Origin of the sequence: Clostridium manihotivorum, from assembly GCF_004015185.1 — a bacterium.
GTDB lineage: Bacteria > Bacillota > Clostridia > Clostridiales > Clostridiaceae > Clostridium_AR > Clostridium_AR manihotivorum.
In genome coordinates this window covers 5,795,316-5,813,389 of sequence record NZ_CP025746.1, presented here as the reverse complement: position 1 = coordinate 5,813,389, position 18,074 = coordinate 5,795,316, and the positions used below count along the sequence as shown (strand labels likewise).

The following is an 18,074-nucleotide window of genomic DNA, read 5'->3' as shown; positions in this document are numbered from 1 at the left end:
TAAAGATATATCACTTCAATTCGAAATATATTTTCAAAGCTCCGCTGGATTTTGAATGGAGAATTTGAAATATAAATTTTATTATGAAGTGGTATATTTATATGATGCATTTATTATGCTATGTGAGGAGTAATTATGGATAATTTAAAAGCAGAAGTGAGAAAAAGTTTTCGAACAGAGATGTTTGCCTTTGGTTTGTATACGGTGCTTGGAAAGCAATACAAAAACTTTAAGCCTAATTTTGGAGAGCATTTACAAGAAGCAGGCAAGCAAGAACATATGCATGGAAGAATATTTAAACATTTTTATCAAAAACAATATAATATAGAATTGAAAGAAGAGAAGGTTTGTATTGCTGTTGGTAAGTGTGTTGGACATATGCTAAGACCAATGCCGCTAAATAAGAAGTTGAAGATGATCAGTGACAATGAAGCAAAGGTTTCGGTAGAGATTGAAAAAAAGATAGCTGAAGGTGGCAATAAGGACTATATTAAAGCCTTAAAAAGAATACTTCCAGATGAAATAGCACACTCAAAAATATATAGTGAGGCTTTTGAAGCTAAATAAATTTAGGCTCTGTTAAAGGACTGTGTTTAAAAATAGCATAAATTTAATATTACAACAATTAATAATAAGGGGAAAAGGTTTATGAATAATGATTTTAATATATCAGAGTATATGAGTGGTGGGGTAGAAAATATAGTAAATAATATAGTGAAGGCATCTTTCAAGAACCCAAGAGAGACAGCTTTTATCGTTAAATATATGCTAGCCAGCAAGGAAGCAAAAAAGAAAAGAGACGCTTTTGAAGCTAATGGACAAGACATACCTGCTTTCTTAATTTCTAGTATAGCAAGTACCTGTAATTTATTTTGTAAAGGCTGTTATGCTAGAGCAAATAAATCTTGTGGAGAAGGCTTAGATAAGAATCAAATGTCCGCAGAAAGATGGGGAGAAATCTTTAAAGAAGCAAGAGAGATAGGAATACCATTTATACTTTTAGCTGGTGGAGAGCCATTTATGAGAAGAGATGTTATAGAGAAGGCATCAGCTGTTAAAGAAATAATGTTCCCTATATTTACAAATGGCACAATGATAGATGAAGATTATTTAAAATTACTTGATAAGAACAGAAATCTTGTACCAATTTTAAGTATAGAGGGAAATAAGGAGCAAACTGATAGCAGAAGAGGAGCTGGAACCTATGACACTCTTATGAAGGTAATGGATTCTCTTAATAAAAAGGGAATATTATACGGCGCTTCCGTTACTGTTACTACAGAAAATATTTCAACAGTTACAAGTAAAGAATTTTTTGATAAGCTATATAATAAGGGCTGTAGAGCAATGGTATTTGTAGAGTACGTACCAGTAGCAGAAAGCACAAAGCATCTAGCACCTAGTGATGTAGAACGAGACATACTAGAAGTAGAACAAGGAAAATTGAGAGTAGAATATGAAGATGCAATTTTTGTATCCTTCCCTGGAGATGAAAAGTATACTGGAGGATGTCTTGCAGCAGGAAGAGGGTTTTTCCACATAAATACTAACGGCGGAGCAGAACCATGTCCATTTTCACCATACTCAGATAAAAATATAAAGGATTGTACTTTGCTTGAAGCGCTGCAATCACCTTTATTTAAAAAGCTAAAACAGTATGAGGTGCTTTCGGGAGACCATGCTGGTGGATGTGTTCTATTTGAAAAAGAAGAGGAAGTAAAGAAACTACTTGGAGAAGGAGTATTGATGTAATAATGCGTTGAAATTAAGTGCTTGCGCATCCGATGCTTTAATGAGCTTGCGCAAAGAATTAATATGATTTTGTAATATTCCACCGATGTATCACTTCATAATGATTTTATATTTTCAAAATCTCTGCTCAGAACCCAGCAGAGTCTTGAAAATAGTTTAACGATTGAAGTGATGCATCTTTGGCTAAAACTGTAAACTCACTACGTTGGAACAATACAGTTTTACTCTTTATTTAAACATTCATTTTTTATATATCTAATCTTAAGTATATTAAGAATGCTATTAAAATAAAGACTAAAATAGAGAATATGTCGCCTGCCAGAATTTCTTCACATACGTTCAGAAAAGGCAGATGCGCAAAAAAATAATTATAAGAAAGTTATCAGAATTACAGGAGGGGTATAATGTTTCGTATACTAGTGGTGGAAGACAGTAGAAATATAAGAAAGCTCATGGCTGCGAAACTAGAGCAGTCTGGTTATGAGGTTTATCAAGCTGAGAATGGGGAAAAGGCTTTAGAGCTTATGGAAGGTACTCATATAGATCTGATTATCAGTGATATAATGATGCCTAAGGTTGATGGCTATGAGCTTACAAAATCACTAAGAGAAGCAGATTACAACATACCTATACTTATGGTAACGGCAAAAGAAAGCTTTGAGGACAAGGAAAAAGGCTTCGAGCTAGGAACAGATGACTATATGGTTAAGCCAATAGATATGAATGAGATGGTTTTAAGAGTTGCCGCTCTTTTAAGAAGAGCTAAGATATCAACAGAGCGTAAGATTGTAATAGGCGATGTAGTCTTAAACTATGACCACCTTACAGTTACTACAAGAGATGAAGTTTATGAATTGCCAAAAAAAGAATTCTATCTACTGTTCAAATTATTGAGTTATCCTAATAAAATATTTACAAGACAGCAGCTTATGGATGAGATATGGGGTATGGATATAGATACAGATGAAAGAACCGTAGATAGTCATATCAAAAAACTTAGAAAAAAATTTGATAACCTAACAGAATTTAAGATAGTAACCATTCGAGGACTAGGGTATAAGGTGGAAAAATATATATGAAAAAGATAGCAAACTCTATAAGAGCAAAAGTTACACTTACCTTTATAAGTATATTATGTTTTTCTTGTGCGGTATCCTTAGGTTTTGCACTAGTATTAGATAAAATATTTAAATACTTGAATATTTACTTTTATGTTGGAGAAAAGGATATAACCCAAATAGTCCTTCTTATAATAACGTTGATTATATGTGCTTTAATAGGCTCTATTACTGTATTTTATGTGACAAAACATATAATAAAACCTATAAAACAGTTAAGTGATAGCACAAAAGAAATAGCAAAAGGGAATTTTGATATTAAGATCAAGGCTAAGTGTGAAGATGAAATAGGAGTTTTGGCAAATAATTTTAACAGTATGATAGAAGAGCTTAAAAGCATGGAATACTTGAGAAAAGATTTTATGAGTAGTGTATCTCATGAGTTTAAGACACCGATAGCATCTATTCAAGGCTTTGTAGAGATATTAAAGGATAAAAATCTTCCAAGAGAAAGATTTGAAGAATACACAGACATTATAATAGAAGAAACAAAAAGACTTAACAATTTGTGTTCAAATATACTTAGGCTTTCTAGACTTGACAATCAAGTAATTCAAAATGAAATAAAAAGATTTTCCTTGGATGAGCAGATAAGGAAGACTATATTGTTATTAGAAGATCAGTGGACCCAAAAGGATCTGGAGCTTAATATTGAACTAGAAGAACTTACATATGACGGAGATGAAGAGCTTATTCAACAAATTTGGCTTAATTTAATAAGCAATGCTATAAAGTTCTCAAACTCTAAGGGGAAGATAAATATTTCTTTAAAGACTTTTGATAAAAAGGTTATAGTAGAGATAGAGGATTATGGAATAGGTATATCAGAGGAAGGTAAAAGTAGAATTTATGAAAAGTTTTATCAGGAAGATACCTCAAGAGCTGAGGAAGGTAATGGTTTAGGTCTAGCTATCGTAAAAAGGATAGTGGAAATATGTCAAGGAACTATAACCTTTGAAAGCAACATTGGTGAAGGAACTAAGTTCATAATAACATTACCCATTATAGAAAATTGAAATTTGTGGTTTAATAGGAGTGTAGAGGATTCATAAAAAAGGGAGATGGGTATATGGTTGTTAGATTTGGGATAATAGGATTAGGAGCTATAGCTTCTAGGTTTGCAAAGGTTTTAGTTAACACTAAGGGGGTAGAACTTAACTCAGTAGCTTCTTCAAGTAGAGAAAGAGCTGAAGCTTTTAAAGAAAAGTTTGGATCAAAGAAGGCATATAATAGTTATATTGATCTAATAAAAGATGAGGAAGTTGATGTTATTTATATAGCTCTAACTCATAATTTTCACTTTGATATGGTTAAGTTATGTTTAGAGAACAATAAACCTGTAATATGTGAAAAACCAATGGTTACAAATAAGAAGGATGCAGAGGAATTATGTAAGCTTTCTAAAGAGAAAAAGGTTCTCCTAATGGAAGCTATGTGGTCAAGATGCATTCCAACAACAAGGATGGCCAAGAAGTGGGTTGATGAAGGTAAGATAGGTGAAGTAAAACTTGTTAGCGCTTCATTTGCTTTCAATTTTCCCTTTGATGCTGAAAATAGATTATACAATCCTAAACTTGCAGGAGGAAGCTTGTACGATGCTGGTGTGTACCCAATAGAATTTACCACTGGTATACTAGGTGAAAAGCCTGACACCGTAAACAGTCTAGCAACTATGAGTAAAAGTGGAGTGGATGACTTTGTGGTGATGAACATGAAGTTTAGAAGCGGAGCATTAGCTACATTAAGCTGCGGATTTACAGCTGAAACTAATAGAGATGCACATATATATGGTTCAAATGGACATATAGTAGTATATGATTTCTTAGGGCCTAAAAGATGTGAGAGATACGATAGGCAGAATAATCTAGTTGAAGTGTTTGAAGAGGAATTCCAGGATGGATTTATCTATCAGATAGAGCATTTTGTCAGTTTATATAAAGAAGATAAATTAGAGAGTGATATAGTACCATTAAAGGATACAATAGACTGTGCTGAAATATTCGATAAGGTTTTATTACAGTGCGGAGCTCAAAAGTATTAAAAATTAGTTTGTATAAGGTTAGATAGCCAGCATTATAATAATGCTGGTTTTTTTTATTCTTTAAGAATACATTACAAAATTTAAAGTCATAACAAAAGTATAATGAAAAACCTTGTGTTTTTCCTAGGAAAATATATTGTGGATAAAGCTTTGGATAAGGATGTGTACAACGCTTAGATGCAGGCATAGGAGAAAAAATAAAAAAAGAGGGATTATGAAGCCTGCCACACTTTGCCCATATGCATTTTTGTAATTTTAGCATACTCAAAGGTATACTTCTAAAGGTGTAAACAATTACTAGTAATAATTTGATCTGTGAGATATGCTCTTGTGAGAATTTTGTGAGAACTTTTTGATAAAGTTTACTTATAATAAAAAAATAAAGATTTGAAGTAAGGGGGATCTTATGAGGAGCAAAAGCGCTAAACGATTTGTGACGTTCCTTGTTGTACTTGCTATGCTTTTGGTAGATGTAGTACAACTATCTGGAATAAACAAATCACTTATTGCAAAAGCAGACACTGATGGCAGCCTTTATGGGGCGCTTTTAGTCAGTGATGTTGGAAGTAGTCCAACACTACAAAACGGAAATACTTCAAGAAAGCTTGCTGTTGGTTCTGATGGAACTATATATGCAGTTTACAGAAGTAATGAAGGTATCAGAGTAGCCAAAAGCACAGATAATGGTGCAAGCTTTATCCCAAGTGTAAGTGTTTATAACTCTAACTATGAAGCTGAAGTAGCAGTATCATCATCGGGGATAGTATATGTAACCTGGATAGAAAACAGCATGATTAAGCTTTCAAGAAGTACTGATCATGCAGCAACCTTCTCTCAACCAGTAGATGTAGGTGCATCCAATGGTATGGGAATGATGGGTATGGGATCGAGTGTACATATGACTACAGATGGTAACTATTTATATTTCATTGATAAAAATGGACAAAACTTTTATAAGAGTGAAGATGGAGGAGATACTTTCTCTCATTATGATTTTAATGAGTCATATGTATTCTCAGATGTGCATGTAGATCCATTCACTCACAATGTAATAGTTCAAAAAGATAATCCAAGCATTACTTATTATATAAGTACTGATCATGGACAGACCTTTAGTGCACCACATATGCCAGGAAATCAAGTGTTCTACTCAGTTGGAAGCATTGCTGCAACAGCCGACGCAAGCTACTTGCTTATCGCAGGTCAAAGCAGTAGTGGTGTAAAGGTTAACTTGTCAACTGGAATTTCAACAACGCCAGATATGGGTAATAACCAAGTTTCTCAAGGTAGATCCTTAAGTGATGACTGGTATGGAAACGTAGTAACTGGATTCTCAGATGGAAGCTATGTATACTATGCGGTAAGCGGTGATCTAGGAGAAACCTTTGGAGCTGCACAGCAGGTTGCTCAGACAACAGTAGCTAACGCATCAATTAACTCAACAAACGGAGATGTATTATTCTTATATGAAAGCAATGGACAAATATATCTTAAAGTCTTTGGAGGAAAGCTTCAGGGCTATGATCTTAAGGTATCAAACAGTAGCTTGTTCTTTAATGCAGCTACTAACGAACTAACTAAGAAAGTAACTATAACTAATATATCAGAGCAGTCTATAAATATTGTAGACATTAAAGCTACAGGAGACTTTACTGTAAACAGAACTGGTGTGGGGAGTACTCTTAGCCCAGGGCAGACGGGAGAGATAAGTGTAACCTATAATACCTCTGAAAATCCAACAAGTGCAGGTAAGATATCTATACTTTATGGAAGTCCAACAAAGGAAAGAATAATAAGCCTCAATGGAGCTTTAGATGGGGGAGAAGCATCAACTGGTGGTTCATCTCAGCCTACTCCAACTCAAGAACCAGCAGCAGCTTTAACTGCCACTGCAGCTAAAGGAACACAGGTAGGGGACACCAAAGTAAATGCAGCTCCAGCTGATGGCAATCACTTAGCAGTGAAATATTCAAATGCTACGATTGCTACTCCGAATAAGGGAGATGCAGCACCAACAGGTACAGCAGTTACTAATCCATATGTAGCAGGTAATGATATTAATTTAGATAATTACAACATAAATAGATATTTAGGAGTATATGAACTAGACAGCAGTGAGAAGGTTGTAGGCTTTAAGCTTATTAATCTTCAAGATAGCCAGATCTATGGTATACCAAGCTCAGTAGATGCAACAGCAGTAAAGGGAACTAATAGTCAGGAAACTAGAGTTATGGTAAATACTTCAGATGTAACTCATCACATTGCAGTTAAGGTTTCTGATAACCTTATAGAAACTCCAGTAGAAGGAGATAATGCTCCAATAGGTGGAGGAGTATACAATCCTTATAACTCAGGTTCAGATATAAATCTTGGAGACTATACCTTAAATAAGTATTTAGGAGTATACGAGCTTGATCAAAATGATAAGGTTCTAGGCTTTAAGCTAATAAAGTTATCAGCAGCAGAAGTAAATACTACTGCTAAACTAATAAATGCTAGTGCAGAAAAAGGCAGTAATACTGCAGATACTAAGATAAATGTTACTCCAGGCTTTGGCAATCATATTGCAGTAAAGGTTTCAGACTCTACTCTGAAGACACCTTATATAGGTGATCCAGCTCCAACAGGAGAAGGAGTTACTAATGCTTATGTTCCAGGTTCTGATTTATATCTTGGTAATTACACTCAAAATAAGTATGTAGGTGTATATGAATTAGACGGAGATAATATGGTTGTAGGGTTCAGATTGCTAGAACTAACAACTAATGAAATAAATATAGCAGCTCCAGCTATAACAGCAGATCCAGAAAAAGGCAGCACTACAGGACAAAGTAAGCTTATAACATCACCTCAACCTGGTAACCATACAGCAGTTAAAGTTTCTTCAACAGTTGTATCAACTGCAAACATAGGCGATGATGCTCCAACAGGAGTAGGAGTGACTAACCCATATACTTCAAACACAGATATTGATCTTGGCGATTACACTGTTAACAAATATATAGCAGTATATGAATTAGATACAAATGAAAAAGTTGTAGGCTTTAAGCTAGTAAACTTATCAAATGAAGATATAAACAGAGAAGCTAAAGCTATAGTGGCTAATGTTGGACAAGGAACTAACAATGGAAGCACAAAGGTTAACGTAGTTCCAGGAATCGGTGACCATATAGCAGTTAAGGTTTCAAACGTACCTCTAGGAACTCCAAACACAGGAGATTATATGGAAACAGGTTTAGGAATAACAAATCCATATACCTCAGGAACAGATGTAAACCTAGGGGACTATGTAAACAATAAATACTTAGGTGTTTATGAATTAGATTCAAATGAAAAAGTGGTAGGTTTCAAACTTATAACTTTAACAAATGAAGATGTAAATAGAGTTTCTCCTGAAATAGTAGCAAGTCCTGAAAAAGGAGATGTTTTAGGTAGAACTAAGATAAATGCAACAGCTGGAATAGGAAATCATCTAGCAGTTATGGTATCTGAAATAGCAGTTTCAGCACCAAATAAAGGTGATGCTATGCCGTTAGGCCTTGGAATAACTAATCCATATACTTCAGGTACAGATATTAACTTAGGTGATTATACTAAGAACAGATACGTAGCAGTTTATGAATTAGATTCAGATAATAATGTAATTGGCTTTAAGCTAATAGCTTTAAGTGATGCAGACATAAACAGAACAGCACCAGAAGTTACTGCAGATGCTGAAAAAGGAACTGGCACTGGTAAGACTCAGGTAACTGCAACAGCAGGAACAGGAAACCACTTAGCAGTTAAGATTTCAGACAAGGCATTGCCTTCAGTAAACATAGGTGATGCAGCACCAGTAGGAGAAGGAGTAACTAATCCTTATACCTCAGGTACAGATGTTAACTTAGGTGATTATACTAAGAATAGATACTTAGGCGTTTATGAATTAGATAAGAATGATAAGATTGTAGGCTTTAAGACTATAATTTTAGATGATGAGCAGATAAACAGAACAGCGCCAGAAGTTACTGTAGCTCCAGAAAAAGGAACAAACACTGGAGAAACTAAGATAACTGCAACAGCAGGAACTGGCAATCATTTAGTACTTAAGGTTTCTGATGCAGAAATACCAACAGTAAACATAGGTGATGAAGAACCAACAGGAACAGGAGTAACTAATCCATACGTTTCAGGAACTGACATAAACCTTGGAGATTACACTAAGAATAAGTATATAGCTGTTTATGAAGTTGATTCAAATGGCAAAGTTGTAGGCTTTAAGGCAGTAACTTTGACAAATGAAGATATTAACAGAACAGCACCAGAAGTTACTTTAGATCCTGAGCAAGGAACAACTTTAGGTAATACTAAGGTTACAGCAACTGCAGGAAACGGAAATCACCTTGCAGTGAAGGTTTCAGCTACAGAGATTCCAGCGGTAAATATAGGAGATTCAGCACCAGTAGGTGAAGGGGTAACTAATCCTTATACTTCAGGAGCAGACATAAACTTAGGAGATTACACTAAGAATAAGTATCTAGCTGTTTACGAACTTGACTCAAATGATAAGGTAGTAGGCTTTAAGCAAGTTACTTTAACAAATGAAGAGATCAATAGAACGGCACCAGAAGTTACTGTAGCTCCAGAGAAAGGAACAACTGGAGGTAAGACTCAAGTTACTGCAACAGTAGGAGAAGGAAACCACTTAGTAGTTAAGGTTTCAGACACTACCCTTCCAGTAGTAAATGTAGGAGATGTAGCACCAACAGGAACAGGAGTAACAAACCCATATGTTTCTGGAACTGACATAGACCTTGGAGACTACACAAAGAATAAGTATCTAGGAGTTTATGAAGTAGATAAAGATGGCAAGATAGTAGGCTTTAAAGAAGTTGTATTAACTAATGAAGATATAAATACAACTGCACCAGAAGTTACTGCAACAGTTGAAAAAGGAACTACTTTAGGTGAGACTAAGATCAATGCTACAGCAGGAAATGGTAACCACCTTTTAGTTAAGATTTCTGATACAGAACTTCCAGTTGCAAACAAGGGAGAAGCTGCACCAACAGGAACAGGAGTAACTAATCCATATGTTTCTGGAACTGACATAAACCTTGGAGATTACACTAAGAATAAATATCTAGGAGTTTATGAAGTAGACAAGGATGGAAACATAGTAAGTTACAAGACAATCACTCTTCAAAATGAAGACATAAACAGAACAGCTCCAGAAGTAACTGCAGATGCAGAGTCAGGAACAAAGGTAGGAGATACTAAGGTTACAGCAACAGCTGGCAATGGCAATCACCTAGTGGTTAAGGTTTCAGACACAGCAACTACAAATGTAAATGTAGGAGATGCAGTGCCAACAGGAACAGGAGTAACAAACCCATATGTATCAGGAACAGATATTAGCTTAGGAGATTATGCTAAGAATAAATATTTAGAAGTTTACGAAGTAGATTCAAACAATAAAGTTGTAGGTTTTAAGCTAATAACTTTAGCAAATGAAGATATAAACAGAACTTCAGCTGATATAGCTGCAGCAGCAGATAAGGGAAGTGCTTTAGGAAAGACTAAGATAATAGCACAATCAGCAATAGGTAACCACTTAGCAGTTATGGTATCAGATGCGGTAGTAGCAATACCAAACAAAGGTGATGCAATGCCGCAAGGACTTGGAATAATAAATCCATATATTTCAGGTTCAGATATAAACTTAGGAGATTACACAAAGAACAAGTACGTAGCAGTATACGAATTAGATGCTGACAACAAAGTTGTAGGCTTTAGATTAGTAGCTTTAAGCAATGAAGACATCAATAGAACAGCTCCAGAAGTGACTGTAGCACCTCAGAAGGGAACAACTTTAGGAGAAACTAAGGTTACAGCAACAGTAGGGCAAGGAAACCACTTAGTGGTTAAGGTATCAGACACTACACTTCCAACATCAAATGTAGGAGATGCAGCACCAACAGGAACAGGAGTAACAAACCCATACGTTTCTGGAACCGACATAAACCTTGGAGACTACACAAAGAACAAGTACCTAGGAGTTTATGAAGTAGATGCAAATGGTAAGGTAGTAGGCTTTAAGCAAGTTACTTTAACAAATGAAGATATCAATACAGCTTCTTATGACTTGGCAGCAGCTGCTGCAAAGGGATCTACTTTAGGAAAAACTAAGGTATTGGCAAATGCAGCTATAGGCAATCACCTAGCAGTTATAGTATCAGACACAGTAGTTAAAGTTCCTAGCAAGGGAGATGTACTTCCATCAGCTCTTGTAAAGATAAATCCATATACTTCAGGTTCAGATATTAGCTTAGGAGATTACGCTAAGAATAAATATCTAGGTGTATATGAATTAGATTCAAACAACAAGGTTGTAGGCTTCAAAGCAGTAACTTTAACAAATGAACAAATTAACAGAACAGCTCCAGAAGTTACTTTAACTTCAGCGGTAGGAACAGCTACAGGAACAACTAAGATAACTGGAACAGCAGCACAAGGAAACCACCTAGCAGTTAAAGTTTTAGACGGCACTGTAACAACACCTAATGTAGGAGATACAGCACCAACAGGAACATTTGTTACTAATCCATATACCTCAGGTAGTGATATAGCTCTTGGTGATTACACTAAGAATAAATACTTAGGAGTTTATGAGTTAGATGGAAACAATAAGGTGGTAAGCTTTAAGTTTGTAACCTTGGCTGATAATGCTATAAATAAGACTGTAGTTCTTAATGATACTCAGTCAGTAAGTTCAGATAAGGACAGCTTACAAGTGAAATATGCAGATGGTGATAGTGCAACTAGTGTTACTAAACCACTTATACTATCTGGCAATGGTTCAAATGGAACTGCTATAACTTGGGCATCTAATCCATCAGGTTTAGTTTCTAAGGACGGAACACTTGCAAGACCACTATTTGACACAGATGTTAAGTTAACTGCAACTATATCAAAAGGAAAGATAAGCGATACTAAGGACTTTAGTATTAAGTTAAAAGGAACCGTTCCAGTGCTTTATGACTTAAACAGCGGTGGAGAGCTTATTGATCCAACTGACAAAGACAAGGCAAGTATAACTAAAGCAAATGAACTTAATATTGGTGGAAACAGAGATTACCTAGTAGATCTATTCATAATGTCTATCGAAAAGAGAAACACAAATTATGAAGGAAAAACAGTAAAAGTAGGTATAGAAGAAAAACCAGTAGTTGATACTAAGTTCTTTAGTGCAATTGATGGTAAAGATATTTCCTTAAGCTTTGTTGGAAATAAGGTAGGTTGGACATTTAATGGTAAGGACATAACTGCAGATAAGTTTGCAGGAATGGACAAGATAGATTTATCCTTAAAGGAACCATCTGCTGAGCTTATAAGCACCATTGGAAATAAACTTAAATCTGATGCAGGAAAAGAAGTTGAGTATGCTACATTCTCATATACTTACGATGGTTACTTACCAGGTAAGGCTACTGCTAAGGTTTATGTAGGAAAGCAATGGGCAAATAAGACTGTTGATGTTGGTAGATTCTATACAGACAAGAACAACTATGATATAGTAGCTAAAACTGTACAAGTTGATAGCGAAGGTTATGTGTCTTACGTGACAAATCACTGTTCAGATTACTTTGTTGTAGAGTCAAATGCATTATCAAAGCCAACAACTATAACTACTACTGACAATCTTCCTAAGACTGGATCACCAATCAATACAGGTTCTGTAGCTCTAGCAGGATTCATGTTAGTTGCTCTAGGATATGTAGTTATGAGAAGAAACAAGAAGACTAATATGTAGTAGCTTAACATATTAAAAAGGTTATTCTTATAATAGGAAGTTTAAGTAAAAAGTAGTTAGAAAAATTATAGAAGGCTGCTACCAAGGCGTTAAGCTAAGGTAGCAGCTTTTCATTTTATTGAAATTAATATCTCATCTTTAATACACCAGATGAGTTTATATCAACTTTAACGCTTATATTGAAGTTAACTTTGCTATACTTACCTTCCAGCCAATCATCTGAAAGGTTGTAAGAAGAGTTTTTAGCCCAATATATCCGCTGAAGATTAAGAGTATCCAACTTATTCTCTTTGAGTTTTTCGCAAAGATGAGTTAGTTTATCCTTAATATAAAGTTCAAGCTCTTCTTCAATACGATTTGTATCTTTGTAGTCTTCGCTGACCTCTTCTAAGGCAGCATCTATTTGTGTTTTTATATCAAAGGTTAGGTTGTTATTATATGGTTTTTTAATTTTTATTTTTGTTTTAGATTTGTTTATTCCAAACCCCATGGGAACTTTGTTCCCATCATAATTGTATTCTAATGAGCTGGATCTGATAGTGTTATTTAAAATATTAAAAAACTTGGACTCATCTTTTTCCAATGGACATCAGCTAAAATCCTGTATATTTTTATATGAAACAACTTTCTATAAACGTTAATTCTATTTATTCGTTAATGCTATTGCCTATAGATCTAGGAGATATAAAATTACTAACTGCTATTACTTTCTAGATTAGTATGGCTGTTAAAATGCTAAAATAAACATAAGAAGCAGAGCATTGATAATATAAATAAAAAGTGTGTATAATGACATATATATAATTATGTGTGAAACAAAGATAGTGAATATTAAGCTGATTGCAAAGCCGATAATTGCCTAGGCAATACGTAGGCTACTAGCAAAATTTAATAAGATTGGATGGTCTTTTATGAAAAGAAGAACAAAAATAGCAGGTTCTACGATAATAATTGTATTAATTATACTTATAGGGGTAGGAATATTCTTAATAAAGCCTGAAAAAGAAGTGGATTACTTCGATAAAAGTAAGGTAAATGCCTCGGATAGCAATTTACTAGACACTAAGGCTTTAGATCTTAAAAACTTTTCCTTAAATCTTTCCATAGATGAAACTAAATTAAATACATTAATTGCTGCAAACAATAATGTCCATGATTTTAAGGCTCAAATAGAAAATAATAACATAGTTTTTTATCAAAAAGTAAACTTAATAGGTTCTTTAAACTCTCAATACAAGATGGTATTTGATGTAGGTACAGAGAATAATAACATCGTATTAGCTTTGCAAAGTGCTCAGATAGGAAAGATAAAAATATCAAACAGTACAGTGATGAAAGAGCTTAAGAACCATGAAAATGATCTTATCTATATAGATGAAGCACAGAGTAAGATAATATTAAAGCTACAGAAAATAAAGATTAATGAAGCTAAGGTAGAAGGCAGTTCTATAAAGATAAAAGTAGATTTGAGGGAATATATTAAAAATAATTTAGGTATTCTTAAGGATTTATTTAAATAACGGTAGGCGCTGTAAAATCTTTGTGTTGAAATTAAGTGGTTAGGTATCTGATGCTTTGAGGAGCTTGTACAATATAATTAAATATAGGAGTATTGTTATTAATTTAAGATATAATATTTTATATTATAGAAAGTATAATACTACTAAACTGCGAAAGAGACCACTGATGGCGTAAATGTTGCTAGTGGCTCTTTTTGATGTATAATATAAATTATTGTAGATAATTGCTGAAAATTGATAAGATGAGTTTTCTAATGTATAATCTAAATGAAAGAGAAGCTGACATATACAGGAGGGCATTATAATGGAGACTAAAAGGGTAGAATGGGTTGATGTTTGTAAAGGACTTGCAATATTAGCTATTTTTATCGGTCATATAGGACCACAAGACATAATTACAACTTTCGTATTTAGATATCATGTTCCACTATTCTTTTTTTTATCAGGTTTTTTCTTCTCTAGGAGAAAAGTATTAACAGCAAAAGATTATATTATAAAATGTATAAAAGGAACCCTAGTGCCTTATATGTTCTTTTGTGCTATTAATATAGTTGTTGAAATAGTTGTTAATAATGGAGATGTAAGTAAGATTCCTGCTTTTTTAACACAAGGTTTGTTTGGAGTTAGGGATCATATCGATTTTGCCGTTCAATTATGGTTTTTAACTTGCTTATTTTCAATACAAATAATTTATTACATATTAAATAGAATTTTGAAAAAATCTATTTTAATAGTCATAATAACATTTACTATGACTATTATGAGTGCATTTTTTCTTAAAATGCCTTTTAATACAACAATGTTTTTAAATATAGATAGCGCTATATACTATACGTTTTTTTATTGTATAGGTGATTTAATTTATCCTAAGTTAGAAAGCTTATCGATGAGTAAGACTGACGATAAAACTAAAAAAATTATTAAAATGTTTGGTATCATAACTTTGATAGTTACATTCTATATTTACTGTAAGTTCTCTGTATTAGATGAGGCTATTAGGAGACATTCTGATATATCATCAATTGCGTTTATAAATACTACAGTTGCTCAAATAATTACTTTATTCATAACATTTATTTTAATTGCTGCTAATATAATTGTAGCCTTTTCATTGAGCAAATCTACGTATTTAGCTGATATGGGTAAAAATACTATTATATTATGTGGTTTTGAAAGAGTCTCTATGATAATAGTTTTTCAAGTGCTAGGTTTTATGGGGATACAATTAAAAACAGGACAAGTAATATATAAGATACTTATAGCAGTTTTAAAGGCTGCAGTAATACAAAAGCTATTTTTCAAACTATTTAACAATAACATACCCTGGGCTACAGGAAGATCTGTGAAACAACTAAATTAGGATTTTTATTAGCTGTTGGCAATGAGCCAGCAGCTTCTTTACTGTTTAGACAGTTATAAACAATTGATAGCTAAAGCTGGTAACTTAAAGGGTTTAGAATGGATTTTACGGTAAATACTGAAGCAGTAAAAAAAACTGGAATAAGGTATATTATGGAATGAGATTTAAATAAAGTTATTGAGTACAAAAAAATGTATTAGTATAAAATGTATACGGTTAAAAAGGCGCTGGAATGCACTTCTTTCAGTATTTTTTTCTAAAAATCAATGGTTAAAAGTTTTCACTAGAAAATTTATAGTATATGAAGTGTCTTTTAATATTATATTAGGTTTTATTATAATAGCTGTACAAAAAAAAGAACTGATAAGAAATTAAATGAGAAATTGAGATAAATAATAAAAAGAACTATAAAAGAGGAGTTTTTAAATGTTATGTCAACTTTTGTAATAATATGAAATATAATATAATATTATGGTAAATTATATAATAGGGGGAAAAGAAATGAAAAATTTTAAGAAAGTGTTTAGTTTGCTTTTAGTTTACTTTTTTGTTGTAACGGTTATTCCTACAAGCCTAATTAGCAAAATAGTAAATGCAGAAGAGAGTGTTCCTAAGTTTTTAGATTATACTGAGGGATATGCAATGGATAAGCTGATTTATAAGGATAATTCTCTTGCTACGATTGATTTCAGCGATAGAGAAGTATCTTTAACTTATATTAAAGATACTAAAGCTAAAAAACTTGATGGCTATATATCTGATTATCTTGGAAGATCAAAATATGTTCTAGATAAAGAAGATGAAAAAGGAAGTCATTTATATGTTTATGATTTAGAAAAGGGAGAAACTGTAGGCGATTACAGCTTTGAAGAACAAAAAAATGCTACAAAAAATAAGTATGGTAACAATGCGAAAATAGATGTATATCATATTTATGGTGACAGATGGTATCAGTATTATGGTGACTATAAATCTGAATATGTACATGGTTTAGTTTCACCATCAAACAAGGTAATCGAGTATGGTAGTGAGTATAGTCTACAAAATAGCGCTACTGATAAATCTGGAGATAATATTTATGGGTTATTTACAAGATATGGTTCAGTTGATGAATATATAAAGATAATTAATAAGGATGGTTCTATAAAGGAATACACTATAAATGATAATCCAAGAGAAACAAACTATAACATTCTTAGATTATATGTTCAGAATAACTCATTGTGTGCCTTAGTAGAAAATTCAAAACACGAAGTTACTGCTTCAAAATTTAATTTTGAAAATAATACTGCTAAGCTAGGTGATGTTTTATTTTCAAGAACAAAGAATGATTTTGCACAAGATAGTAATGGCGACTTTTGGACTGTAGAAAATGGATTTGTTAAGAAGTTTGTAGATAGTAAATGGGTAAATAAATATGAAGTTGATAAGAATATGGATTCTATTGCAGTATACGATGATAACAATATATTCCTATCAGGTTATTTTTACAATGAAGATAAAAAGGATCATGTTGGTATATATAAAATTATAAATAATGCATCAGTACCAGAAACAAAGTCAGAAACACCAGCTTCAGGAAATGGACAAGGTGGAAGTGCTACAGGAAATAGTGGTAGCAATAATTCAACAACAGCTCCAGGAATCACAACAGGTGCATCAGGAAGTGCTGGGTCAACAGCTCCAACTGCTACAGGAACTTCAACTCCAACTGCTGCTACTTCATCAACAACACAAAATACAACCACAGCATCAACTACTAACAAAACAGTAGTAGGTACAGCAAAAAATGGAGTGCTACCAGTAGCAGTAAACAAATTAGATAAAGATGCAGCAAATGTAGTTGATGCTACAAGCGCAGCTTCTGGCAACAAGGTAGAAGTTACAATAGCAGATACAAAAGCAATAAAAGAAGGTAATGGATCTCTTCAATTAAAAGCTGGACAAAATGAGATAGTAAACTTACCATTCTCAGTGGTTGATAAGAGCTTAATAACAGACAGTTCAAAGCTTGTATTAGATACAACTGTTGCAGATAACACTGACATAGTTAAAGGGCTAAAGGCTGTAAAGAAACTTTATAGTTTTGATCTTACATTAGTAGATGGTGATAAGAGAACAGCTATACATAAGTTTGCCAATGGTTCAGCAGAAATAGCTATAAATCTGAGTGATGAAGAATTAAAAGGCTTAGATAAGAATAACTTAGCTGTATTCTATTATAATGAAGATACAAAGAAGTTTGAGTTAATGGATACAAAAGTTGATGGCAACAAAGTGACCTTCAAGACTCCACACTTTAGTAAATTCATAATAGCAGAAAAATCTTCAAATTCATCAAACTCAGCACAAGTATTACCTAAGACTGGATCAAGCTTTGGAACAATGTCTTTAGTTATATTAGGTGTAGTACTTGTATTATTTGGTTTTGCAATCACTAGATTTAAAAGAGTGGCTAAATTAAACTAGTTTTATTTAGCTGTCAATTAAA

At 33.3% G+C, this 18,074-nt stretch carries 10 protein-coding genes; 9 read left to right on the top strand and 1 reads right to left on the bottom strand.

The window, feature by feature from the left end:
* Window positions 1-135: 135 nt before the first annotated feature.
* The 6 genes from C1I91_RS25775 to C1I91_RS25750 all read left to right on the top strand — a co-directional run bounded on the left by C1I91_RS25775 (window position 136) and on the right by C1I91_RS25750 (window position 12,703).
* Window positions 136-567 (top strand): ferritin family protein, encoded by a 432-nt coding sequence (locus C1I91_RS25775; RefSeq protein WP_128215490.1) that lies wholly within the window; start codon window positions 136-138, stop codon window positions 565-567.
* Window positions 568-648: 81 nt separating this feature from the next.
* Window positions 649-1,752 carry a radical SAM/SPASM domain-containing protein gene (locus C1I91_RS25770; RefSeq protein ID WP_128215489.1) on the top strand — a complete coding sequence of 368 codons (1,104 nt, stop codon included), beginning with the start codon at window positions 649-651 and terminating at the stop codon, window positions 1,750-1,752.
* Window positions 1,753-2,156: 404 nt separating this feature from the next.
* Window positions 2,157-2,831: a response regulator transcription factor gene (locus C1I91_RS25765; protein WP_128215488.1), complete on the top strand. Its 675-nt coding sequence runs from the start codon at window positions 2,157-2,159 to the stop codon at window positions 2,829-2,831.
* Window positions 2,828-3,886, top strand: a complete 1,059-nt coding sequence (locus C1I91_RS25760; RefSeq protein WP_128215487.1) for a HAMP domain-containing sensor histidine kinase — start codon at window positions 2,828-2,830, stop codon at window positions 3,884-3,886. The genes C1I91_RS25765 and C1I91_RS25760 overlap by 4 nt, the downstream gene beginning before the upstream one ends.
* Window positions 3,887-3,939: 53 nt before the next feature.
* Window positions 3,940-4,911, top strand: a complete 972-nt coding sequence (locus C1I91_RS25755) for a Gfo/Idh/MocA family protein (RefSeq protein ID WP_128215486.1) — start codon at window positions 3,940-3,942, stop codon at window positions 4,909-4,911.
* 406 nt (window positions 4,912-5,317) lie between these two features.
* Window positions 5,318-12,703 carry an immunoglobulin-like domain-containing protein gene (locus C1I91_RS25750; protein WP_128215485.1) on the top strand — a complete coding sequence of 2,462 codons (7,386 nt, stop codon included), beginning with the start codon at window positions 5,318-5,320 and terminating at the stop codon, window positions 12,701-12,703.
* 124 nt (window positions 12,704-12,827) lie between these two features.
* Here the strand turns inward: C1I91_RS25750 and C1I91_RS25745 are convergent, their stop codons facing one another.
* Complete coding sequence (locus C1I91_RS25745) at window positions 12,828-13,286, bottom strand: Ger(x)C family spore germination C-terminal domain-containing protein (protein WP_128215484.1); 459 nt, start codon at window positions 13,284-13,286, stop codon at window positions 12,828-12,830.
* 328 nt (window positions 13,287-13,614) lie between these two features.
* On the opposite strand from C1I91_RS25745, the gene C1I91_RS25740 reads away from it, so the two are divergent.
* The 3 genes from C1I91_RS25740 to C1I91_RS25730 all read left to right on the top strand — a co-directional run bounded on the left by C1I91_RS25740 (window position 13,615) and on the right by C1I91_RS25730 (window position 18,052).
* Window positions 13,615-14,223: a hypothetical protein gene (locus C1I91_RS25740; RefSeq protein WP_128215483.1), complete on the top strand. Its 609-nt coding sequence runs from the start codon at window positions 13,615-13,617 to the stop codon at window positions 14,221-14,223.
* A gap of 304 nt (window positions 14,224-14,527) precedes the next feature.
* Window positions 14,528-15,583 carry an acyltransferase family protein gene (locus tag C1I91_RS25735; protein ID WP_128215482.1) on the top strand — a complete coding sequence of 352 codons (1,056 nt, stop codon included), beginning with the start codon at window positions 14,528-14,530 and terminating at the stop codon, window positions 15,581-15,583.
* 501 nt (window positions 15,584-16,084) lie between these two features.
* Window positions 16,085-18,052, top strand: a complete 1,968-nt coding sequence (locus C1I91_RS25730) for an LPXTG cell wall anchor domain-containing protein (protein WP_160674498.1) — start codon at window positions 16,085-16,087, stop codon at window positions 18,050-18,052.
* The last annotated feature ends 22 nt before the right edge of the window (window positions 18,053-18,074 follow it).

Excerpts from the sequence above, each read along its gene's own strand:
- C1I91_RS25775 (WP_128215490.1), top strand. The coding sequence starts at position 136 with ATGGATAATTTAAAAGCAGAAGTGAGAAAAAGTTTTCGAACAGAGATG.
- C1I91_RS25770 (WP_128215489.1), top strand. The coding sequence starts at position 649 with ATGAATAATGATTTTAATATATCAGAGTATATGAGTGGTGGGGTAGAA.
- C1I91_RS25765 (WP_128215488.1), top strand. The coding sequence starts at position 2,157 with ATGTTTCGTATACTAGTGGTGGAAGACAGTAGAAATATAAGAAAGCTC.
- C1I91_RS25760 (WP_128215487.1), top strand. The coding sequence starts at position 2,828 with ATGAAAAAGATAGCAAACTCTATAAGAGCAAAAGTTACACTTACCTTT.
- C1I91_RS25755 (WP_128215486.1), top strand. The coding sequence starts at position 3,940 with ATGGTTGTTAGATTTGGGATAATAGGATTAGGAGCTATAGCTTCTAGG.
- C1I91_RS25750 (WP_128215485.1), top strand. The coding sequence starts at position 5,318 with ATGAGGAGCAAAAGCGCTAAACGATTTGTGACGTTCCTTGTTGTACTT.
- C1I91_RS25740 (WP_128215483.1), top strand. The coding sequence starts at position 13,615 with ATGAAAAGAAGAACAAAAATAGCAGGTTCTACGATAATAATTGTATTA.
- C1I91_RS25735 (WP_128215482.1), top strand. The coding sequence starts at position 14,528 with ATGGAGACTAAAAGGGTAGAATGGGTTGATGTTTGTAAAGGACTTGCA.
- C1I91_RS25730 (WP_160674498.1), top strand. The coding sequence starts at position 16,085 with ATGAAAAATTTTAAGAAAGTGTTTAGTTTGCTTTTAGTTTACTTTTTT.